The organism is Methanooceanicella nereidis, from assembly GCF_021023085.1.
Classification (GTDB): domain Archaea; phylum Halobacteriota; class Methanocellia; order Methanocellales; family Methanocellaceae; genus Methanooceanicella; species Methanooceanicella nereidis.
In genome coordinates this window covers 13189-34475 of sequence record NZ_PGCK01000003.1, presented here as the reverse complement: position 1 = coordinate 34475, position 21287 = coordinate 13189, and the positions used below count along the sequence as shown (strand labels likewise).

Here is a 21287-nt window from a genome sequence, read left to right as displayed (position 1 = left end):
TAGCTAATCTTTTAAAAGGACGCGAGCATCGACCGCGACAGCACCCTTTTCATATGCGATGACCGGATTAGCGTCCAGTTCCTGGACATCTTTCCTTGACATCATGAGATCGGACACTTTGACTATTATGTCAGCCAGGGCGTCAATGTCTACGCCGTTTTTTCCCCTGTATCCTTTAAGTATGACGTATCCTTTGATCCCGCCGATCATGTTCATTGCCATTTTTTTGTTCACAGGTGCTACTCTCAGGGAAACATCCTTGAATACTTCCACAAAGATGCCTCCGAGCCCGAAAAGTATGACAGGGCCGAACTGAGGGTCTCTTTTTGCGCCGACGATGACCTCAGTACCGTCAGGCGCCATGGTCTCTACGACTACCCTTGCCCCGGGATCGATACTTTTTGCCTTTGATAGGATATGTTCGTAGGCATCCCTGACGCCTTCCGAGGAGCTTATGTCCAGCCTGACAAGGCCCAGGTCGCTCTTATGCGAGATCTTTTGGGATAACACTTTCATCGCCACCGGGAACCCGATGCTGCCGGCTGCCTTCACCGCATCGTCCACGTCAAGCACTTCACGGCCATCGTTCACGGGAATATCAAAATCCCCTAGCAGCGACTTTGCTTTAAGTTCATCCAGCATCATTTTTAGACCTCGCGGTTAAGAAATTATTATAGTCGATAAGGCACCGGAGCGACTCGGCGGCCCTTTCAGGAACGGGATAATAAGGCACGCGGTTTTTCCTGAACATCCTGGCAACGCTCTCTATATCTTCCCCGCCCATCCAGCAGGCGACGAGAGGTTTAGGATATTTCTCCTTCAGCGCGTCCACTACCGCATTTGCAGGCTCCATGGCGTCGGTAAATCCGCCGTGCGCATAAATGACCATGACACAGTCTATGTCGTCATCGTTTATCAGGATCTTCAGAGATTCCCTGTAGAGCTCATAATCAGACATTGCTACAGTATCGACAGGGTTTTTGACCGAAGCGAAAGCCGGAAGCAGTCTCGCGATGCCCGCGCTTGTATATTTATTGAGCGGCGGGACTTTCATGCCCCTTCGCTCACAGGCGTCGCTTGCCATTATTGCGGCTCCCCCTCCATTAGACAGTATGGCCACCCTGTTGCCTTTCGGGCGGGGCTGCGTCGACAGCGCCATTGCGGCATCGAACATACCTTCCACGCCTTCCACGCGTATGACGCCGCTTTGCCTGAATGCCGCGTCATATACCGAGTCCGAACCGGCCAGGCTGCCGGTATGCGATGCTGCCGCCCGTGCTCCGGCCTGGCTGACGCCCGACTTTATGGCGAGCATTGGCTTTTTGACCTTTAGCGCGGAATTCATGAACTTTCTGCCGTCCTTTAGCCCTTCGATGTACATCGCTATGGTCCATGTATCGGCATCTTCCTCGAAAAACTCAAGCAGGTCGGCCTCGGATATGTCGGCCTTGTTTCCCGTGCTTATGATGCAGTTAAGCCCCAGCTGAGACCCGAGAGCCCAGTCTGCAAGAGCGAGCCCGAGAGCCCCGCTCTGGCTTATAAAAGAGATCTCTCCCCTGTACGGCATCCGCGGAACGATGCTTGCGTTCAGCCCTATGCTCCGGTTTACAAAACCCATCGTATTGGGGCCGAGCATCCTCATGCCGTAGCCCTTCACTTTCTCTTTAAGTATCTTTTCCAGTTTTGCGCCTTCAGGTCCCACTTCGCTAAATCCTGCCGTTATGACACATAATGTCTTTACGCCTTTTTCTCCGCACTCATCGACGACTTTCAGGGCTACCGGGGCGGGCACTATGATGACAGCAAGGTCGATCTCGTCAGGCACGTCGCCTATCGACCGATAGCACTTATTTCCTAAAATTTCGTCAGCCGAAGGGTTTACGGGGTATGCTTTGCCTTTATACCTGTTACTGATGATATTGTGGAAAACCTTATATCCCCATTTGGACTCGTTCCCGGAGGCGCCTATCACCGCGATAGTGCGGGGCTTGAGCAGTGGTGTCAGGTCGGATGTAAAAAAGATCACCTCAATTATATGTCAATATAAGTTTGTTATCCGCATTATAATAAAAAAGTTATCTGCTTGGAAATTGATAAAAAGAAGTTCAAAGTAGTTTGAATTCAAAATGTTTATAACGTATTAATATATATTTAACAGGACATGGTAAAAAAGGCAAATGCCGGGGATTTCAAAGGTATACCGCTTCGCGCCCATCATCTTTTATGTATGCTGGGCTTTCAGGGCGTAGGTTACACCGCGGAGTTCATAAAAAACTTTTATAAGGTAAAACGCATGATAGACCAGAACCCGGACATGGAGATCGAAGTAGTTGATAGCTGCGACGTTATTTGCCTTGCATGCCCTAACGCCCAGGGAGAGGATTGCTTCAAAGGCGGCCTTAAGCTTGACTCTACGGTGAAAGAGATGGACCGCAGGGTCATGAACAAGCTTGGCATAAAACCGGGAGACAGGTTCAAAGCCAAAGACCTGTACACGTTGATCAAAGAAAAGATAAGACCCGAAGATTTCAAGGACATCTGCCGCGGATGCGAATGGCTCGCGCTGGGGTTCTGCCCGAGAGGCCTTGAAAAACTCGCTCCCGAGCAATAAAGGGCTTAATCCTAAAAAATATGCGTTTTTTAGATCTCTATCAGTCGGTAATCTGTGCTGCCGAGACCGATCTTTTCCCCGTACACAAGCTGTCTGTTGCCATCCACGTTATCCCACAGTCCCCTGAACTTGTCCTTTCCTTCCTCAAGGTTACAGGCAAGCATCGATGCCTGAATGCCTATCTGCTTATTAACAAGGTCAACGCTGGCTTTGTCTATCGCCACAGGGTCCTTTGATGCAAGTATGCCTATGTCCGGAACAATGGGCGTATCACTGAACGGGGCGCAGTCACAGTCAGGCGTAATGTTCATCAGGAAGTTGATATAGCCTGCTTTTCCCTTTTTATCCTTTACCGCCCCATAAGCGTATTCCACCATTTTTTCGATGAATACGGGCACATCCTTCTCCCAGTCGAAGTCTATGGCGTACTCGGGGCATGCTGCGGCACACTCCCCGCAGGATATGCATTTTTCTTCATCGACCCTTGACTTTTTGTCTACGATGTGTATGGCGTAGTATTCGCATGCCTTCGAGCACTTCCCGCACCCTATGCACTTGTCCGTATCGACCATGGCCTTCGCGCAATGCTGCTCAAGTTTTCCTGCGGGTGGAGCGCATCCCATGGCCAGGTTCTTAATGGCGCCTCCGAACCCTGCCATACAGTGCCCTTTAAAGTGGGACATGACGATCATGCTATCTGCCTCATGGATACCACTGGCGATCCTGACAGTCTTAAAGTGCCCTTTTTCTATCTCCACTTCCACATGGTCATTGCCGGTGAGACCGTCCGCGATTATCACCGGCGCGTCCAGCACCGAAAAGCCGAACCCGTGAGTTATTGCCGTGGTGACATGGTCGACCGCGTTCCGCCTGTATCCGTTATAGAGAGTGGCCGTATCGGTCACGAACGGCTTTCCCATGTTTCTCTTCACCCTGTCTACTACCGGCCTGATAAAGATGGGGCTTACAAATGTATCGTTACCGGCCTCGCCAAAATGGACCTTGATGGCCGTGAGATCATCCTCATCGATCAGCTCGTTGAAACCCGACTCCGAAAATAGCTTTTTTATCTTGCTTAGCTTGTTCTCTCCCGGCGACCTTGCCCTGAAGCTCGCGAAAAACACATCGCTGGTCATGTTATCATCTCAAATGTATATTAACAAGACGCGAACGCTTATTAGGCTTTTCTTTTTTGACCGGCAAATTCTGCCGGCATACCATTGCATAATAATGGTAAAAAGCCTGGCATTCGGGACGAAATACACTTTTTATAAATAATGAAAATACGTTATCCTGATATTACAAAGATACTTCAAAGATCGATAAGCCAGCAAATAGAAAAATTAAGGCCTTACGGCCGGTTAACACGCTTATTTTTGTATCCTTGCCTTTGCAGCCTTTAATGCCTCTATCGCCGGCATGTTCTTGCCCGACAGGAAGTCTATGCAGGCCCCGCCGCCCGTAGAAACATGCGAGATCCGGTCCTCGATGCCAAGCTGCTCCACTGCCGCAGAGCTGTGGCCTCCGCCTATCACGGAGAATTTCGCCCTGGTGGCGGCCATCAGTATGTCGTTCGTGCCGGCGCTGAACTCCGGGTTCTCGAATATGCCGGAGGGGCCGTTGATGATGACCTTATCCGCATGCCTTATCATGTCGGAGAAGCTCAGTATTGTCGCCTGCCCTATGTCGGATATAAGATAGTCCGTCGGCAGATCCATGACGTTTATCTCCTCGCGCTTTCCGTCCTTGTTTATCGCTACATCCGACGGCAATACGACCTTGCCGTCAAAAGCCTTAAGAATGGTCTTTGCCAGGTCGATCTGGCCGATATAATCGTTTTTCTCCAGGAAGTCCATGTTAGGCTTTCCTATCCTTATGCCGCTCGCGGCCATGAACACGTTCGCTACGACCCCTGTGACCAGGACCTTGCTCGCGATCTTTTTCTCGAGCACGTTCTTTGTGACGCTTATGCTGTCGTCCACCTTGGCGCCGCCGAGGACGTATATCGTCTCCCCTCCTCCCGTCAGCGCTTCGTTGAGGGAATCTATCTCCTTTTCCATCAGCCTGCCGGCGCCTGACGGCAGCACGGGAGTGAAGCCGACCAGCGAACACTGGGACCGGTGGGAAGCGCCAAAGGCATCGTTCAGGAAGATCTGCGCGACAGGTGCAAGTTTTTTAACGAGATGTGTCTTTGAGTGGGCTTCAGGGCTTTGCTCCAGCGTCTCTTCGGAATAAAACCTGACGTTCTCAAGCATCAGGACGTCGCCCTTTTCCATGTTCATGATATGAGACCTGGCGTTCCAGCCAAAAATGTCGTCCACGTACCTTACGTTTTGTTTTACGTACTTCTGGAGGCGCCTGGCGTGCTCTTCCATGGTGGTGAAATCCTTTTTCCCGGGCCTGCTCTGGTGGGCAAGAAGCACCAGCTTCGAGTCTTCCAGTCCCTTTATGGTCGGCAGACTTTCCCTGATCCTCTTATCGTCGAGTATCTCGCCTTTAGGGCCCATTGGTGAATTAAACTCCACTCTAAGCAGCACAGTCTTTCCATCAAAAGAAAAATCGTCCATCGTGTAATAGTCGCGCTCCATAACTATACATCCCATAAAATATACGGCCAGATTATATTATTTAATTTTCTCCGATAATGAATTGAAGGTCCAGTAAGTCGATACCATTCCGGATACATTTATGGAAGGCATCTTTTTTAGCGGGCATCCTGTGACCTCAATGCCATAAGTATCGCTCAAATATAATATATGTTTTCAAGGGTATGCACACCTCAGGCTTGAGCATCAAACAGTATAGACAAATAATTTATGGACCGTTATTTCAGGACCCTGCCTGACAGGCAAGATTTAAGTATAGTGTAAACATAAGCCGCTCTGATATGGATAAGGCCGGAAAGGACCGCGTAAGGACAGCAGCAGTGCTGGCGATGTTCCTTGTCATGATATACTTCGGATACTTTTTAAGTCTACAAACAAGCCTTGACGAGGCCAGAAAATACCTGCCCGACATTATCGATGACGAGGTCGGGCGGATACTGTCCAGGCTGCCGGAAGAAAGCAGGGATAATATGGGCCTGCCGCTGCCGGAGATAAAGTACCAGGCCGACCTGCATTATAACCGGATCGTTTCAGAGGGCGAGTTCAGGTCAACTGAATGGATACTGAACAACACTGACAGGTCGGAAAAATTTATCGCGGACATATTTAGCGCCGAGCTGATAATGGGTATGACGACGAGAGCCTCATCGGTCGGTGGAGATTGGGCCAATGCGCCGGACCCCGTAGGAAAAATGGCAAACACTACGGAGATATATAAGACAGATAGCGCCGGGCGGGCTAACATGCTGGCCAGATCGGAGAACGCGAACTATATATTTGTCCCTTCGCGGGCGCTTTATACTGGATGGCGTGTTCCTTGCAGTGAAATAAACTTCACAAAGTTCGATGATACAGGCTATTTTGAAAAGCTCTACTGTAATGAAAACGTGACGATTTACCGGGTCCTGTGAACTTTTTAATTCATAGGTATTTTTTTCTGTAACATATATTGTAAAGAAATTTAAAAACATAGATGGTAGCCCATATAGAGGAGGATGTTATGAAAGGAAAGATACACGGGCTGCTGACCCCTGATAATTGCATGCTTATCCTTGTCGATTTTCAGCCCCAGATGGCATTCGCGGTAAACTCGATAGACGACCAGCTATTGATCAACAACGCAGTCGGGCTCGCCAGGTCCGCCAAAATATTCAGGATACCCACGATCCTGACGACAGTAGCAGAAAAAAGCTTCAGCGGCCCGATGTTCTCACAGTTGCAGGAGGTTTTCCCGGACGTGAAACCCATAGACCGTACGAACATGAATTTTATGGAAGACGAAGATGTCGTGGATTCCATTAAAATGTCGGGCAGAAAAAAGTTGCTCATAGCGGGACTATGGACCGAGATATGCGTCGCCCTGCCCGCCATCAATGCGCTTGAGGCCGGGTACGAGGTGTATGTGGTAGCGGACGCATGCGGAGACGTAAGCGAAGTGGCACATGACATGGCGATGCATCGGATGATACAGGCAGGTGCGGTGCCGGTGACCTGGCTGCAGGTGCTGCTGGAACTACAGAGGGATTGGGCGCGACAGGAGACTTATGACGAAGTCCTGAAGGTGGCAAAAGAGCATGCCGGAGCTTACGGCGTGGGCATACAGTATGCAGAGGCCGTATTAAAAAAATAAAAGCAGGAGCATGCCCATGATCAGGCATGCCCCGGGATGAAGACAGGTTATCTTCTTATATGGCAGGCTCTTTGGAGCCGCTTTCTTTTTTCGTCCAAACGTAGCTATCAAGCGCCCATACTACGGCAAGTGACATAGCTGCGAGTGGCAGCGCTATTATCAGCGGGTCTACAACAGTCCAGGGAGAACCGAGCAGCGCGGCCTTTCCGAAGAGTATCTGACATAGCCCGAGAGCTTCTGATTCTTTTATGTGTACGAATGCTGTCCACAGGGACCAGGCACCGGAACCGACGACCAGGCTGGTGATGGCTGCCCTCTTGGACGGGTTTTTACTGAACAGGCCGTGTGTGAAAGCAGGGAGGAAAGCAGAGGCGCATAGTCCCATGAACATTGCAGTGGCCCTGGCGATGATGCTTCCGGGCATAATGAAAGCCAGTATGATGCTGACGATGATCATGAACGTGACGCCGGCCCTGTTCTTCCATAACGTAAGCCTGTAATTTTTCGCGCGGCTCAGAAGATCGTTGCCGAGCGCCGTGCCCATAGTATGGAATAACGCGCTGAGCGTGGACATTGCCGCCGCAAGGAGCGTGAGCATGAACAGGATGACGAACCAGTCCGGCATCGCGGCGTTGATATATGCGGGAATGATAGAGTCGAGGTTCTTCCCTGCGGCATCAAATGCCAGCATCCCGGTCTTTTGGTAGAAGTATACGTTCGTCAGCGCTCCGACAGTGAACACCACTCCGGTCATCATGAGTATGAAGACGCCGCCTATGGGCACTGCCCTGTTGAGCGACCGGTCATCTTTGGCCGTCATGAAGCGCACTACAAGCTGAGGCTGGGCCAGGACGCCTATTCCGACCCCGAGTATGATGGTCGTGACCAGAGTATACCATATCGGCGAGCCTGCGGATGGCATCGATGTCCACCCGGTATGACCGGTGGCGGCAAGGCTTGAAGGTACGAGCCCGGCCATTTCCGTAAGGGCTTCGTTAGCCTGTGTGATGCCCCCGAGGTTGACATACAGGAAAGCGATCAGGATCGTCATGCCGACGAGCATGATGATGCCCTGTAAGGTATCGGTATAGATGACAGCGAGCAGTCCGCCGGTAATGACGTACACTGCGGTGATAATGGCAAAACCCAGTAATGCCGTAGTGTAGGATATGTTAAAGGTCGTCTCTATGAACCTTGCGCCGCCGATAAGTACGGCTGAGGCGTAAAGCGGCATTCCGACGACGATTATCAGTCCGCTTGCATATTGCATGAACCTGGACTTGAATATCTTTCCCATAAGGTCGGGGAAAGTCACTGCTTTTAATTTACTGCCGATCTCACGTGTCTTCTTCCCGAACACGACGAAAGCGAGCAATATACCTATGCCGATATTAAGCACCGTAAGCCATATCAGGCCCATGCCGAAATACGCTGCCGTACCGCCGAACCCGACGATAGCCGACGTGCTTATGAACGTCGCCCCGTAGGACAAGGCAATAAGTGCAGGGTGTACCTTTCTGCCGGCGAGCATGAAATCTTCGGCTTCCTTAGTCTTCTTATAGCCCATGTATGCCAGGGCCATTAAAGCTATGAGGTAAATTATGGTAACGGCTGTGAACGTGAGCGTATCAACTGCCATGCTCATCCCCGCCTTTATTCCAGTTAAGCAGACCGTACAGGATGCAGGCCAGCGTAAAACCGATCGTAAGTATGTAACCCATTAATATCCAGGTGTCATTAATACCCAGCATCTTCTACCCTCCAGTTGGTATATAATTCCAATCGAAAGGTTGGAATAAATCTATATATAGACGTATAACATGTTTGTACGTAGCCATATGAACCAGCAGTTCGACGAAAAGACAATATCGACATTAACGATGTTCGGGCTTACGGAATATGAGGCAAAGGTCTTTCTCACCCTTGTCACCAGGGGTGCGATGGAGGCCAGCAAGGTCTCGAACATATCAGGCCTGCCGCGCCCACACACGTATTCTGTCCTGAAAGGGCTCCAGAACAGAGGGCTCGTGACGATAATACCGGAGGCTATCAACAGGTACAGGGCGGTGCCGCTCGACGAAGGCCTGGATATCCTGATAGAGGAGAGGGAAAAGGAGATGAGCAACCTCCACATGGCCAGGGAGAGGCTTCTTTCCGATATCAGGCCAAAAGAGGCGATACCCTCGAACGATCAGGCAAGCGTTCTCCTGTACTATGGCAGGCAAAATATCTATAAGCTGGTCGACGAGATGTTCTCGAGGTGCGATAACGGCTGCGACATAATGACCACGGCGAACGGTATTGTACGGTTTTATAAATATTTTAGCGACAAGGCGTCCGAGTTCAGGAACAGGGACGTAAAAGTCCGCTTTATTGCTCCGGTCACGCCCGAGGTCAACGACATTGCCCTGAAGCTGTCCCGCCTGGTGGATCTCAGGTGCATTGATACGCTGCCATATATCCGGTTCGTGCTTGTGGACGACATAGAGGTCCTTTTTGCGGAATATCCCGAGGATGACTTCAAGTCTACCGGCAAGGAGATGGGCATCTGGATAAACCAGGAAGACCTGGCCCGCATGATGAAGACCATGTTCGATAACACGTGGAAGAACACGGTCCCTTATCCTGAAAAGATACAGTGACCTAAAAACTTATGACCGTGTCGAGTCTAATAAGCTCGTGTGTTTAACATACGCTAATATCGCCGGCATTATGCTTTTCATGAACACGAAAAACGGGACCGATTCTCCCTTCATATCAATTATCACAAACTTATTGAACGGTCAGGATAGAAAGATATTGTATCATTGATCAATTGATTATAATCCAGAATTAAACAAATATCCAGCCGCATATGTCCCTAACAGGAAAAATATAGTTGAATAATCCTTAAAAAATAATTTAGATTGAAAATATCATTAATCACAAGCCAAAAAACGTATTAGTAAGCTTTAACACAATTATATCCAATATGCTGTGTTTATTTGCAACATAAATGTTTTAAACTAAAACATACAATAAATCCGTGGATTTACGGTAGGTGACCTAGCAAATGATGCGAACTTACGAAGATATGCCTAAAATAAAACTACCCCATGCAAAGGACATCAAGATCAGCGACACGACCATCCGTGACGGCTGCCAGATGCCCGGCATCGTGATGAAAAAGAACCACAAGCTCAAGATATTTGAGTACCTTCACGACATGAGGATAGAAAAGCTCGAAACGTTCGTATACAACGAGCGAGATAAGGACGCATGCCGCGCCATGATGGATTACGGCTATGAGTTCCCCGAGGTCACCGGCTGGGCCAGGGCAAACCCTGCAGACATAGACGAAGTGCTCAAAGTGGACGGGATCCGTGAGACCGGCATCCTGATGTCCGTATCGGACTCTCACGTCTTCGACAAGATGGGATTAAAAAGCTACGAAGAGGCTGAGACCAAATATCTTAACGCGCTGCAGTATGCGGTGGACCACGGCCTGAAGACCAGATGCCACATCGAGGACTCCTCGAGGGCTAACTACGATTTTGTTTATCCGTTCATAGAGAAACTTATAGAGATAGACCCGAACACCATCATAAGGATATGCGACACCCTGGGATACGGGGTCCCGTTCCCGGACGCTGTCGAGCCGTACGGCATACCCATAGTCGTCAAGAAACTTAAGGAGATGGGCGTCAAGCATATAGAGATGCACGTGCACGATGACTTCGGCATATCCATGGGCAACACGCTCGCAGGATTATGGTATGGCGCAGACTGGGCAAGCCTGACCTTCCTCGGCATAGGCGAGAGGGCGGGCAATACTGAGCTTGAAAAGATAGTGGCGTTCCTGATCACGAGAGTGGAAGGCTTCGAGGACAGGTACAGCCTTAAGAAGGTCACCGAGTTCGCAGAGTACATGGAAAGAGAGATAGGCCTCCGTGTGCCCCGTAACAAGTCTGTCGTAGGCAGGAACATATTCTCGCATGAGTCGGGCATTCACACGGCAGGTATCATCAAGAACCCGTTCACTTACGAGCCGTTCCCGCCGGAGCTTGTCGGCGGTAAGAGGAACCTTATGATAGGCGACACTTCCGGAACAGAGGTAATAAGGATCAAGGCAGAGGAGACGCTTTCAGAGCTTCTTGGCATTAAGGCCCAGATAGAGAAAGGAGATATACGCATAAAGGCCATCCATAAGGACATCCAGAAGATGTACGACGTCGAGGACAGGCGTTCATGCGTGTCCGACGAAGAGCTTAAGGATTTCGTCCGCAAATATTACGTGTTCCAGGTTGACGACGAGGAAGAGGTATTGCAGGAAGAATACACGCCTGTCGTCGAAAAAAACACTCACATAATGAACCCCGAACGCGTGCCTCTTGACGAAGTGCCGGTAAAGAAGAATGTCTCTTCAAAGGCAGAAAAGGTCGCGCCCGTGAAGAAAGTGGCGTCAAAGAAGAAATAAGATGCCGATGCGGCCTTAATATGCCGCATATTATTTTCTTTTTAGTTTATGTGATCGTAATCGGATAAGATGGTTATCGTTAATGTTGTACCTGAGAATGATGCATGTTCATCTCAAAGACTCGAAGGACAACTCAAAGATTCAACGTTTCTCTTTATACATATCGACTAAATTTTTTGCACACGTGATCACCTTTTTCGAAGAATATTAGCGTATCATTGATCATACTTACTATAGAAGCGAATATTGACCACTAGCTTTCACCACAAAGCGCACAAAGGCGAACAAGGAACACAAAGGACCTTTTTAAGAAGATTATCATATACTAAAAAAATTTTTGTGTACCTTACTCGCCTTCGTGCGCTTCGTGGTTAACAGTATAGTGAACCTTACTCGCCTTCGTGCGCTTCGTGGTTAACAGTCTAGTGGACCTTGGAGCCCTTCGTGCGCTTCGTGGTTAACAGTCTAGTGGACCTTGGAGCCCTTCGTGGTTAACTTACGCTATCTTTTTCATCTTCATGCATAAAAAAATCTTTGAGACCTTTCACTCATCTTTGAGTCTTTGAGATGAAAATGCATCACACTAGTGCACTGCAGTATAAAAAGAGTATGGAAAGCTTAGAGCTTTCCTTCTTATAGGTTCTTTATGATCTCTTCGACCATTTCGCTGGACTTCGCGGCGCCGCCCATGTCGTAGGTGACCTTCTTGCCTTCCGCGATGACCTTCTCGGTCGCCGAGAATATTGCCTGCGAGCGCTTCTTGTCTCCAAGGTAGTCAAGCATCCATGCTGCCGCAAGTACTGTGGCTACCGGGTTGACCTTATCCATTCCCTTATACTTTGGCGCGCTTCCGTGAGCAGGCTCGAACATAGCGTAGTCGTCGCCTATGTTTGCCGAGTATATGAGGCCGATGCTGCCTACCAGGGCAGAGCATTCCTCGCTGATGACGTCCATGAACAGGTTGGTCGACATCAGGACCTTATTGTTGAATATGGTCGGGTTCTTGACAAGCTGCTGTGCGATGTTGTCAATGTGATACTCCTCAAGCTCGACGTTAGGGTAATCCTTGCTGACGGACTCGCATTCCTCCAGGAAAGTGCCGCAGGTCTTCTTTAAAATGTTGCTCTTATGGATGGCGACAACGGACTTCCATCCTCTCCTGGTCGCTTCCTCGAACGCGTACTTCGCTATGCGCTTGCATGCGGGGCGGGTTATCTTCCTGATCGCGATGTAGACATCGTCAGTGAGCTTTACTTCTTCTCCGAAGTACAGCCCTTCAGTGCCTTCCCTTACGCAGACGAAATCGACTGCGCCCAGCGGCGCCGGAGTGCCTGCATATGTCTTTATAGGCCTGACGTTAGCGTAAAGATCATACCTCTGCCTTATGGACACGGCGACGCTTCTGGGAGATCCTGCTCCTCCGGGCGTCGTGGTCGGGCCCTTGAACACGGCGTCGGACTCATCCATCAGCTTCCATGAAGCTTCCGGTATCAAGGTGCTGCCGCCGTTCTTCTCCCACCATTCGGCACCGCCTTCACAGGGAAGGAACTCAATGCTCGCGCCCGATGCTTTCACGACCTTCATCGCCGACTCTGCCAATTCCGGCCCTACGCCGTCACCTTTGATAATTGCTACTTTTTTAGACATTTATACATTACACCTGCTTTTTACTGGTCTGAGCCCGGTGATGTCGTGCATGGTGAAATCGAATACCGTGGCCCGCTCACCCTCGCTGTTCATGATGTCCAGCTTCCGGGTGGACACTATCTTTCCTATCTTACATGCATTAAGTTTGTGGTTAGCGAACACCTCGATGACCTTCTCCGTGTTTTCCGGCGTACAGGTCACGATGAATCCCATTCCCGGATACATCCTGAGCCAGTGCATGTGGTCGAGCTCTGGCGGCTTCGGAATGAGGTTAATATCCACGTCGGCGCCTACGCCCGACACCTCCAGAAGCATCCCGAGCGTGCCTATGATGCCGGGGTTGCTCACATCCTTGCCTGCGGTCAAAAGCTTGCTCTCGCCCAGTTCGACCATCGCGCTAAGCTGGTCCCTCACGATCGCGGGCTCTTTCAGGTAGGTGGTGTCCCAGTTAAGGTCGCACGACGGATGGACACGGCCGTCCATGTCTATCGCGAGCACGACATCGTCACCCGGGCGCGCTGTGCTGCTATAAATGATACTGTCTTTCCTCACCACGCCTAAAATGGCGACATCCAGAGCCGCATAAGGGGTGTCGGGATGTACATGGCCGCCCACTACGGGCACTCCGAACTTTTCCACGCCTGTTTTCATGCCTCTAAGCACTTTCTCGCTAATTTCCTGTGAATTAGATGAAAACACGTCCACCATGCCCAGCGGGCGCCCTCCCATGGCGGCAATGTCATGAACGTTAACTAGTATGGAACAGTATCCTGACCACTCCGGATCGGCTCTCATGAGCTTGTCCCAAATACCGTCCGCGGCGAGTAACAGGGCTTCCTCCCCGCGGTCAATGATGGCCGCGTCCTCCCCGAACGACGGGTTGGAGCCCTTCTCGTCAAAAACACTGACGATGTTTTTAATGGAGTGCTTACGGGTCGCGCCCAGGTATTCCCGTAAAGACTCCGCGAGTCTCTCAAGATTCATATGCGTAATATACCATCCAAATATTAATCTACTTATGGGTAGAAATAGGGTTCGATGAGCGGGGACTATCTGGATTGGGCTGAGAAGTATAGGCCGACATCCCTTAAGGACGTCGTAGGAAATGATGCCGCAGTCAAGGCTTTACGCCAGTGGGCCGAGACATTCAGTACCGGAAAGAAGGCCGTTATCCTGCACGGCGGGCCGGGCATAGGGAAGACATCGGCAGCCATAGCCCTTGCAAATGACCTTGGATGGGACTATATAGAGCTGAACGCTTCCGATACCAGGACTAAGGACGCGATAAATAAAATAGCGGGCGCGGCGTCGAAGGCGGGCACTTTCGAGGGCGCGGGCGGCAGGAAGCTTATAATCCTGGACGAGGCGGATAACATTCACGGTACCTCGGATAGAGGCGGAGAGGCGGCGATATTGAACGTCATCAAGAATGCGAACCAGCCCATCATAATGATCGCGAACGACCCTTATGAGATGTCAAAACCGCTGAGAGAAGCCGCCCTTATGATCCCGTTCAGGTCGATACTGACCACTTCTATCGTAAAGGTGCTGAAAAAAATATGTGCGGACCAGGAAATATCCTGCGATCCGGAAGCCCTGATGAAGATAGCTGAAAGGACTAAAGACCTTCGCTCAGCCATCAACGACCTTCAGGCGGCGGCCATGGGCAGCAAAAGAGTGACCGTCGAGGACGTGTCCACGGCGGACAGGGACGTGCCTGAGACCGTGTTCAAGGTCATGGGCATGATATTCCGCGGGCACGATATGACGAAGTCGCTTGATGCGATGAGGAAGCTTGACGAGAGGCCGGACGACGTCATAGGGTGGGTTGACGAGAACCTGCCGCGCAGCTATGAGGACGACGATCTGGAAGCAGGATATGACGCGATCTCGAAGGCCGACATGTACCTGGGCCGCGTCATGAAGCGCCAGGACTACGGCATGTGGCGCTATGCCAGTTTCATGATGACGTGCGGGGTGAACAACGCGCGTAAGCGCAAGTATGGCGGTTTCGTTAAATACAGCCCGCCTACTTACTGGCAGAAGCTGGGGAGGGCTAAATCAGCCCGAACTGTCAGGGACTCGCTTGCCAAAAAGATAGGTTCGCAATGCCATACGTCGAAGGCTGAGGCAAGATCGACGTACATACCGTTCCTTAAGTTCATTTTCGATAAGAATGATTATGCAGTGAGGCTATCCGCGCAGCTTAAGCTGGACGAGGACGAGATAGCGTACCTTCTGGACGCGAAAAAGGCGGCCAAGAAGGTAAGCGAGATATACAGGAAGTCCCGCGAGATGATCGAGGAAGAGATAGAGCACGAGATAGACGTGTTCGGGCATTTCTCCAGGCCTGAAAAGAAACTTGAGGTAGAGCCGGAAGAGGCTGAGCCAGAGGAAAAGGAGAAAAAGAAGGCCGGAAGAAAGAAGCCCGCGAAGGCTAGGTCAAGGGACGGCGGCGAGCTGGATGAAGATGCCGCAATGACTGAAGAAGTGACCATAGACCCGGCACCGCAGGAAACAGAGATCCTTGCCAATGCTGAAGAGAAAAAGGAAGAAGCATTAGAGGAAGACAGGCCAAAAAAGCAGAGGACGCTCTTTGACTTTTAGGTTATTGGCTCCCTTCCTGTTTTTTCATCTTTTTTAATAGATAAGTAAATCCATAGGCTATTAATATCGATATAAACCCGATGAACTGTAGTGTGCCGTTCCTGTAAAGTATCCCGCCGATAAGGGCAGTGAGGCCCCAAAAAGCGATGATTATGCCTATGACCGCCACGAGCCGTTTCTTCATCCTTTCATCCATAGATATGACCGCTGATAAGTTCTACTATAAGGTTAAAGAACATTATGCATGGTTTTTGATTAAACTCGAATTTAATTTATATTTTTATATTTTAATTTATAATGCGACGTATGTTAGACATCCTGAAGTTCATGGAAACATGCAGCCCCATTACACAAACGTTGATCGGGACGACATACCTGTGGATCATGACCGCTGCAGGAGCCGCTACAGTATTTTTGCCAAAAAAGATAGACAGGAAGATGCTCGGCGGCCTGCTTGGCTTCGCCGGCGGTGTCATGCTGGCAGCAAGCTTCTGGTCGTTATTACTGCCCGCGATCGAGGTGTCACGGATCAATGATGTGCCTGTCTGGATGCCTGTTTTGATAGGGTTTTCGACAGGAGCCGTTTTTTTATGGGGTATCGATAAAGCGCTCATCAGGTTTGAGAACGGCTACCCTTTCAAGTCCCTGAAAAATGGGGATGCAAAACATAGCATAAACATGCTTTTCATAGGCATCACGTTACATAATATACCTGAAGGCCTCGCCATCGGGGTCGCGTTCGCGTCGGCTGCGGCCGGAATACACCCGGCCTCGCTGGCAGGCGCTATCCTTTTGACCATCGGCATCGGCATACAGGACCTTCCCGAGGGGATAGCCGTGTCTATGCCGCTGTACGGGGAAGGTATGTCCCGTTTGAGAAGTTTCTGGTACGGTCAGATCACAGGTTTCGTAGAGGTGCTGGCAGGCCTGGTAGGGGCCGCGACCATATTTATCTCGTTATCTTTATTGCCTTACGTGCTGGGATTTGCAGCGGGTGCGATGGTATACATAGTAGTGGAAGAGATCATTCCCGAGTCTAAAAAAATGTCAGATTCAAAGATACCTACTATAGGCTTCATGATCGGCTTTGCCGTGATGATGCTCCTGGATGTGGCTTTTAGTTAAAAAATATTGAAGAGCCTTAAAAGAGCTAAATGTGCCTGAATTTTTGTGTGTAAGGCCCTTCTCCCGGCGCGCGCCGTCTAAAGTGCCCGGAAGGTTTACCGGTCAGTAATTCCTCGAACCATGCTTCGTGCTCTATCTCCTCATGCAGGATAGCCAGCGATATGTCATATGTCCTGAAGTCCTTTCCGTGAGTGTAGCTACAGATCCCCTGATATATCCGTATTGCGCATCTTTCCGCCTCAAGCAGAACATTAAGTATGCTCTTAATGCTTTTATCTTCGGGCAAGTAGGCATCTTTGCATGCGGCCATACCGGCAAATTCCTTGATATCTCGCGGAATATCTCCGCCAAGTTCATAGATCCTGGGACATAGCGTTTCAAAGTGAAGCCTGTCCTCAAGCCTGGCGTCCTCTACTATCTCCTTTATCGATTCTCCGTCCATCCCGGTAGTGTGGGCTCTTAATATGGTATAGTAATAATATGTCGTGAGTTCCGCCGCAGCCGCCCTGACGAGCATATCCAAAAGCTTATTTACGTCTATGCCTGCATTTTCAACTATTTCTCTGGACACTTTCCCCATTCGATCCACCTAGATAATTGAAAAGAGGACAGGTATTTAAATTTTATTAAAATGTATTAATAAAAATAAATGGCCAGATTTCTGACAAAGGTAGAGAACATTCTTAATGCTGCCAACAAGCCCCGTTTTAGACACGACCCGTTTGTTCCGGGCATCAGTTCTGCCGCCGTCATGCCAGCCCGGCCAGTATGACGATCGTGGCATACCTGCCATCCGCCATACCTCTTCATCTACCTTTGGCTCATTATTGTTGGCGCGATCTTCCTTTCAGCCTTCTTCATATAAGCCTTCTTAATACCCTCGTATTTCCCTTTATTGAAAGAGCACTCCTTCATACAGAGCGTGCAGCCCGTACATTTAACGCTGTCCATGAAAGTGAGCCTGCCGTCCGCATGCGTAACAGGCGAGCAATAGAGCGCATTGCCCGCGCATACCCTGATGCAGTTACCGCATGACGCACAGAACCCGGGAACCCAGGAATGCATGTCATTATCTGTAACAGGCAGGTTCTTTATGCTTGTAAATATCGCCGAGATCCTCTGCCTCGGACCAAATTCGGGGGTTATGAGGAGGCCGTTCCGTCCGTGATGTCCCAGCCCGGCCTTATGAGCCAGCCTCGGATGCATTACTGGACCTCCTGCAGGATGCCCTGCCTCTGCCGCGAACCCGTTCTTTCTGAGATAATCTGTAAGCTCGTTGGTCTTCTGCCCGAGTTCATCATAGGTAGTTATGCCCATCGCCTGTGTCTCGGGGCCTGGAGCGCTGTCTATCGCCCTTTTGTCCATCTCATAAATAAGGACTATTGCATGCGTATACGCGATCGAGCGGTCCTTGAAGATATATTCCGGCGGCACTTCTGTATAGCCTATCTTTGCTATGCCCAGCATATGGGCGTATTCCTCAAACCCGCTTAAAAAGCTCTCGTCAGCTTCCTCTTTCGGAGTATCCGGATTTTTGTGTATAGACAGAGACGCAAGCTCCATCCCCTTCGCGATGGAAAGCTGCTTCGGAAGAGTCTTCAGCGTTATCTCAAGCCTGTTCGGCAGAAGCCTGTCGGGTGAAGTGGCTGCGGCCGGGATACGGCCTTTGCCCTTATTTAACGATAGCTCCATGTTTTTTATACGGTTTAACCTGTATGCCACATATCTTGATTTTGCACCCTCAATGATACCCATATGATCAGCGACCTGTTACTCCGGACCTATGCCTGCTCCAGCAGCGAGCTTACCCATTCGCGCTTCTTCCATATGGCGCAGCCGCCATCGGATTCCATAAGCTCTTCATGGTTCTCGCGTATCGTCCTGAGAAAGTCGGACTGTAAAGCCTCTTTGAGTGACATGTTCTTCACGCTGGTATTGGAGAACGGAGCGAACGGGCATGGCTCAAGGTTACCTGACGCGCTCACGTGTATAAAGCCTCTTCCGGCAGACAGGCATCCTCCGAAAGCCTTCTCGTCTCCGGGGAACGCGACATAGACGCCGGGCAGCCTCTCACGATAAGACGCCATAGCCTTTAACAATCCTGCTCTCTGCTCTTCGGTCAATACCCAGTGCTCAGTCTCCGGCCTTACTGGGCTATACTCGATGAAGAAGAAAGCCTTGCACCCCTGGCCCCTTAGCTTATGGATGAACTCTTCTCCTGCGACAGTGACGTAGTTCGACCGGGTGACGGTCATGGATACTCCGAAAAATATGCCTTTTTCGTTCAGCTTCGCCATCATTCTCTGAAGGTGCTCGTATACGCCTTTGCCCCTCCTGAGATCAGTGGTCTCCTCGTAGCCTTCGATACTGAGGACAGGGATCACATTCTTTTGCGACTTGAACTGCAGAAGGACTTTATCGTCGATCAGCGTGCCGTTCGTGAACATCGTGAAGATGATGTCCGGGAAATCCTTCGTCACGTTGAATATCTCGGGGCGGACCAGCGGCTCGCCGCCTGCCAGAACGACTATGGATATCCCCATCTCTTTTGCCTCCTTAAGCATGCTCCTGAGCTTTTCCTCGCTCATCTCGGGCTCTTTCGCCCTGGGCAGGTTCTGTGCGTAGCATCCCGCGCAGTGAAGGTTGCACCGGTCGGTCACGCTTAAAATCATTACTGGCGGTACATGCATCCCGCTCTCCTCGTTCTCCTGCCTTACAGATGCCGCCTTCTTCTGCCACAACATTGTCTTAAGGAAGAATGCCGCCATGCCGGGGTCTTTAAAAGACGCCCTTATAGCATCGTTAAATATGCCTTTTATAAGATCGTTGATCAGATCAATGTAGTTACCGTTACCGTTATTATCCATGTTTTCCCCTCTACTTTTTTAATGCCTCGACAAAGAATATCATATGGCCTTCGATGGACTTTTCAGCCATTCTTTTAAACGAGCCGGGTGTATTATCATATTTTATCAGGAAGTACTCGATGAACAGGTAAATGTATTGGCCGAAGTATTCGTTTGCCAGGACTGCCGGGTCCAATGGCTTTATCATACCTTTCGCGGCCATTTTGCTGAATACCAGAGTCCAGAAAGAGATCGCACCATCGATAAAATTTGAAAAGAACGCCTGTATCTTCTCATTGTGGTACATCTCGATACATAGCACCCTCCATACTTTTTCCATCTTCTGGCTCTTCATCCAGTCCCGGAACACGCCGTTTGACATCATCATGAAGCCTTCAAGCCCCAGATTATCAATAAGCGTATCAAGTTCTTCCTTGGGACCCACCAACGTCAACTCCGTCGCTGGAAATTCCATAATACCGTCCAGTATCTCGTCCTTGCTCTTGAAATGGCTGTATAGTGAGCTTTTTTGAATTCCCACTTCCTCCGCTATCTCACGCATGGAAACGGCGTCAAAGCCTTTCCTGGCGAAAAGTTCCAGCGCTGCATCGAGTATCCTGTCCTTCGTGGACGCCACGGATGCCGCCTTGATCTTTACTTCGGTTATCTGTTGTTTTTTGTCAGCCATCTTGACCATATCCAGTATAGACTATATAGGACCGGCCATTGTCGGAGTGATAATTTATTCATCGCATCTTACTACCGACCGGTCGGTCGCTCACAAAGAGTAATGATATCCTCTAAGTATATAAAACTACCGACCGGTCGGTCGCTAAAATGCAAAAAAATAGACTTCCCCCATATAATACAGTTGCCCCCGCTTACAGAAAAAGGAACAATAACATCATCACAGGAGGTTCATCAGGATCGTCAGAATGACCAGTATTACGACCAGCAGTACAAGGATCCTTATCAATATCTTTTTTGATTCCTCTTTTTTAAAATACCACTTCGGCCCTACTCCCAGGGATATCAACGCCAGGAAACTGCCGATGATGAGCCCGAGTATGTTATTTATGGTGAGTATCAGGGCAGGTAAGAACCCTTCTCTGTATATCACAAAGCTCAGGCCGGTGACTACCGCGGGAGGTATGAGCGCGATAGCAATGCCGATGCCTATAATCGTATCCGGAAACCCCCTCGTATGGGCGATGACGACAGCCATGCCGAGGATCACTGCCATCATGATCAATATTTCATGCCCTTTCGTCCTTGATAGTATCTCGGGAGTGATCTGCAGCGACCAGAAAAATGAAAATACAAAGGTCATGATAGCCGAAAAGACCATTATGAGGATGATAAGTATGATCAGCACCCGGAGGTTTTCAAGCGCTTCCCGATACCTGCCCATGACCGCATAGATACTCAGGGCGTATACCGGGGCGAGTAAAGGCGATATGACCATGGCGCCTATAACGATGGCCGCGTTGTTCAGGAACAGCCCTATCAAGGCGACTATGCCGGACATTATGGTAAGAGATATAAGCTGAGCGTCAAGCTTATCCGTCCTGGGCTCGGATTTAAGGAGCTTTTCTATAAGCTCGACATCGCCACCTACTTCACTGACTTCTATAGGCTCCGCCTCGCGCTCGACCTTTTCCTCTACGTCATGCTTTTTATCGTTCATAACGGGTAAAAATAGGTCGGAAAATGAAAATTTAAAGCTTGACGTGTATAATCTCAATTTACATTGCCTTTA

General features: G+C 49.8%; 23 protein-coding genes. 8 read left to right on the top strand and 15 right to left on the bottom strand.

All coding sequences use genetic code 11. The features are described 5' to 3' along the window. Nucleotides 1-3: 3 nt before the first annotated feature. Together CUJ83_RS04330 and CUJ83_RS04325 are read right to left on the bottom strand one after the other, a co-directional pair. Nucleotides 4-645 carry an acetate--CoA ligase family protein gene (locus CUJ83_RS04330; RefSeq protein WP_230741002.1) on the bottom strand — a complete coding sequence of 214 codons (642 nt, stop codon included), beginning with the start codon at nucleotides 643-645 and terminating at the stop codon, nucleotides 4-6. After that, nucleotides 632-2026: an acetate--CoA ligase family protein gene (locus CUJ83_RS04325; RefSeq protein ID WP_230741000.1), complete on the bottom strand. Its 1395-nt coding sequence runs from the start codon at nucleotides 2024-2026 to the stop codon at nucleotides 632-634. The genes CUJ83_RS04330 and CUJ83_RS04325 overlap by 14 nt, the downstream gene beginning before the upstream one ends. Nucleotides 2027-2161: 135 nt before the next feature. Here CUJ83_RS04325 and CUJ83_RS04320 point away from each other — a divergent pair, with 135 nt between their 5' ends. Next, nucleotides 2162-2611: a DUF1284 domain-containing protein gene (locus tag CUJ83_RS04320; RefSeq protein WP_230740998.1), complete on the top strand. Its 450-nt coding sequence runs from the start codon at nucleotides 2162-2164 to the stop codon at nucleotides 2609-2611. Between the two features lie 29 nt (nucleotides 2612-2640). Here CUJ83_RS04320 and CUJ83_RS04315 read toward each other — a convergent pair whose 3' ends face one another. The 3 genes from CUJ83_RS04315 to CUJ83_RS15645 form a co-directional block, all read right to left on the bottom strand. Further along, a complete protein-coding gene (locus CUJ83_RS04315) occupies nucleotides 2641-3747 on the bottom strand; it encodes a DUF362 domain-containing protein (protein WP_230740996.1) in 1107 nt (368 codons plus the stop codon). A gap of 234 nt (nucleotides 3748-3981) precedes the next feature. Further along, the gene (locus tag CUJ83_RS04310; RefSeq protein WP_230740994.1) at nucleotides 3982-5214 is read right to left on the bottom strand and encodes a phosphoglycerate kinase; all 1233 of its coding nucleotides are present in this window, start codon (nucleotides 5212-5214) and stop codon (nucleotides 3982-3984) included. Nucleotides 5215-5235: 21 nt separating this feature from the next. Continuing rightward, nucleotides 5236-5358 carry a hypothetical protein gene (locus tag CUJ83_RS15645; protein WP_255668332.1) on the bottom strand — a complete coding sequence of 41 codons (123 nt, stop codon included), beginning with the start codon at nucleotides 5356-5358 and terminating at the stop codon, nucleotides 5236-5238. Nucleotides 5359-5498: 140 nt separating this feature from the next. Between CUJ83_RS15645 and CUJ83_RS04305 the strand changes: the two genes are divergently transcribed. Next, the gene (locus CUJ83_RS04305) at nucleotides 5499-6128 is read left to right on the top strand and encodes a hypothetical protein (protein ID WP_230740993.1); all 630 of its coding nucleotides are present in this window, start codon (nucleotides 5499-5501) and stop codon (nucleotides 6126-6128) included. Nucleotides 6129-6217: 89 nt separating this feature from the next. Next, a complete protein-coding gene (locus tag CUJ83_RS04300; protein WP_230740992.1) occupies nucleotides 6218-6847 on the top strand; it encodes a hydrolase in 630 nt (209 codons plus the stop codon). A 55-nt stretch (nucleotides 6848-6902) separates the two neighbouring features. Here the strand turns inward: CUJ83_RS04300 and CUJ83_RS04295 are convergent, their stop codons facing one another. Continuing rightward, the gene (locus CUJ83_RS04295) at nucleotides 6903-8486 is read right to left on the bottom strand and encodes a sodium:solute symporter family protein (protein WP_230740990.1); all 1584 of its coding nucleotides are present in this window, start codon (nucleotides 8484-8486) and stop codon (nucleotides 6903-6905) included. Next, complete coding sequence (locus CUJ83_RS15640; RefSeq protein ID WP_255668331.1) at nucleotides 8476-8598, bottom strand: symporter small accessory protein; 123 nt, start codon at nucleotides 8596-8598, stop codon at nucleotides 8476-8478. The genes CUJ83_RS04295 and CUJ83_RS15640 overlap by 11 nt, the downstream gene beginning before the upstream one ends. Nucleotides 8599-8667: 69 nt before the next feature. On the opposite strand from CUJ83_RS15640, the gene CUJ83_RS04290 reads away from it, so the two are divergent. Together CUJ83_RS04290 and CUJ83_RS04285 are read left to right on the top strand one after the other, a co-directional pair. Further along, entirely contained in the window at nucleotides 8668-9489 is an 822-nt protein-coding gene (locus CUJ83_RS04290; protein WP_230740987.1) for a TrmB family transcriptional regulator, read from the top strand. 410 nt (nucleotides 9490-9899) lie between these two features. Next, nucleotides 9900-11303 carry a LeuA family protein gene (locus CUJ83_RS04285; RefSeq protein WP_230740985.1) on the top strand — a complete coding sequence of 468 codons (1404 nt, stop codon included), beginning with the start codon at nucleotides 9900-9902 and terminating at the stop codon, nucleotides 11301-11303. A 633-nt stretch (nucleotides 11304-11936) separates the two neighbouring features. On the opposite strand, the gene CUJ83_RS04280 is transcribed toward CUJ83_RS04285, so the two are convergent. Continuing rightward, nucleotides 11937-12950, bottom strand: a complete 1014-nt coding sequence (locus CUJ83_RS04280) for an isocitrate/isopropylmalate dehydrogenase family protein (protein ID WP_230740983.1) — start codon at nucleotides 12948-12950, stop codon at nucleotides 11937-11939. Beyond that, on the bottom strand, nucleotides 12951-13934 hold the full coding sequence (locus CUJ83_RS04275) for a methanogenesis marker 2 protein (protein WP_230740981.1): 984 nt from the start codon (nucleotides 13932-13934) through the stop codon (nucleotides 12951-12953). A 54-nt stretch (nucleotides 13935-13988) separates the two neighbouring features. On the opposite strand from CUJ83_RS04275, the gene CUJ83_RS04270 reads away from it, so the two are divergent. Continuing rightward, the gene (locus CUJ83_RS04270; RefSeq protein WP_230740979.1) at nucleotides 13989-15557 is read left to right on the top strand and encodes a replication factor C large subunit; all 1569 of its coding nucleotides are present in this window, start codon (nucleotides 13989-13991) and stop codon (nucleotides 15555-15557) included. A 1-nt stretch (nucleotide 15558) separates the two neighbouring features. Here CUJ83_RS04270 and CUJ83_RS04265 read toward each other — a convergent pair whose 3' ends face one another. Further along, nucleotides 15559-15753: a hypothetical protein gene (locus CUJ83_RS04265; RefSeq protein ID WP_230740977.1), complete on the bottom strand. Its 195-nt coding sequence runs from the start codon at nucleotides 15751-15753 to the stop codon at nucleotides 15559-15561. A 110-nt stretch (nucleotides 15754-15863) separates the two neighbouring features. On the opposite strand from CUJ83_RS04265, the gene CUJ83_RS04260 reads away from it, so the two are divergent. After that, the gene (locus CUJ83_RS04260; protein WP_230740975.1) at nucleotides 15864-16682 is read left to right on the top strand and encodes a ZIP family metal transporter; all 819 of its coding nucleotides are present in this window, start codon (nucleotides 15864-15866) and stop codon (nucleotides 16680-16682) included. Nucleotides 16683-16707: 25 nt separating this feature from the next. Here the strand turns inward: CUJ83_RS04260 and dps are convergent, their stop codons facing one another. Further along, a complete protein-coding gene (dps, locus tag CUJ83_RS04255) occupies nucleotides 16708-17262 on the bottom strand; it encodes a DNA protection during starvation protein (RefSeq protein ID WP_230741322.1) in 555 nt (184 codons plus the stop codon). 69 nt (nucleotides 17263-17331) lie between these two features. On the opposite strand from dps, the gene CUJ83_RS15635 reads away from it, so the two are divergent. Next, nucleotides 17332-17454, top strand: a complete 123-nt coding sequence (locus CUJ83_RS15635) for a hypothetical protein (protein WP_255668330.1) — start codon at nucleotides 17332-17334, stop codon at nucleotides 17452-17454. A 38-nt stretch (nucleotides 17455-17492) separates the two neighbouring features. Here the strand turns inward: CUJ83_RS15635 and CUJ83_RS04250 are convergent, their stop codons facing one another. The 4 genes from CUJ83_RS04250 to CUJ83_RS04235 all read right to left on the bottom strand — a co-directional run bounded on the left by CUJ83_RS04250 (nucleotide 17493) and on the right by CUJ83_RS04235 (nucleotide 21215). Then, on the bottom strand, nucleotides 17493-18437 hold the full coding sequence (locus CUJ83_RS04250; protein ID WP_230740973.1) for a 4Fe-4S dicluster domain-containing protein: 945 nt from the start codon (nucleotides 18435-18437) through the stop codon (nucleotides 17493-17495). A 26-nt stretch (nucleotides 18438-18463) separates the two neighbouring features. Continuing rightward, nucleotides 18464-19549 carry a radical SAM/SPASM domain-containing protein gene (locus tag CUJ83_RS04245; protein WP_230740970.1) on the bottom strand — a complete coding sequence of 362 codons (1086 nt, stop codon included), beginning with the start codon at nucleotides 19547-19549 and terminating at the stop codon, nucleotides 18464-18466. A 10-nt stretch (nucleotides 19550-19559) separates the two neighbouring features. Then, nucleotides 19560-20216 (bottom strand): TetR/AcrR family transcriptional regulator, encoded by a 657-nt coding sequence (locus CUJ83_RS04240; RefSeq protein ID WP_230740968.1) that lies wholly within the window; start codon nucleotides 20214-20216, stop codon nucleotides 19560-19562. 219 nt (nucleotides 20217-20435) lie between these two features. Further along, nucleotides 20436-21215, bottom strand: coding sequence for a TIGR00341 family protein (locus CUJ83_RS04235; protein WP_230740966.1), 780 nt, complete (start codon nucleotides 21213-21215; stop codon nucleotides 20436-20438). Nucleotides 21216-21287 lie beyond the last annotated feature (72 nt).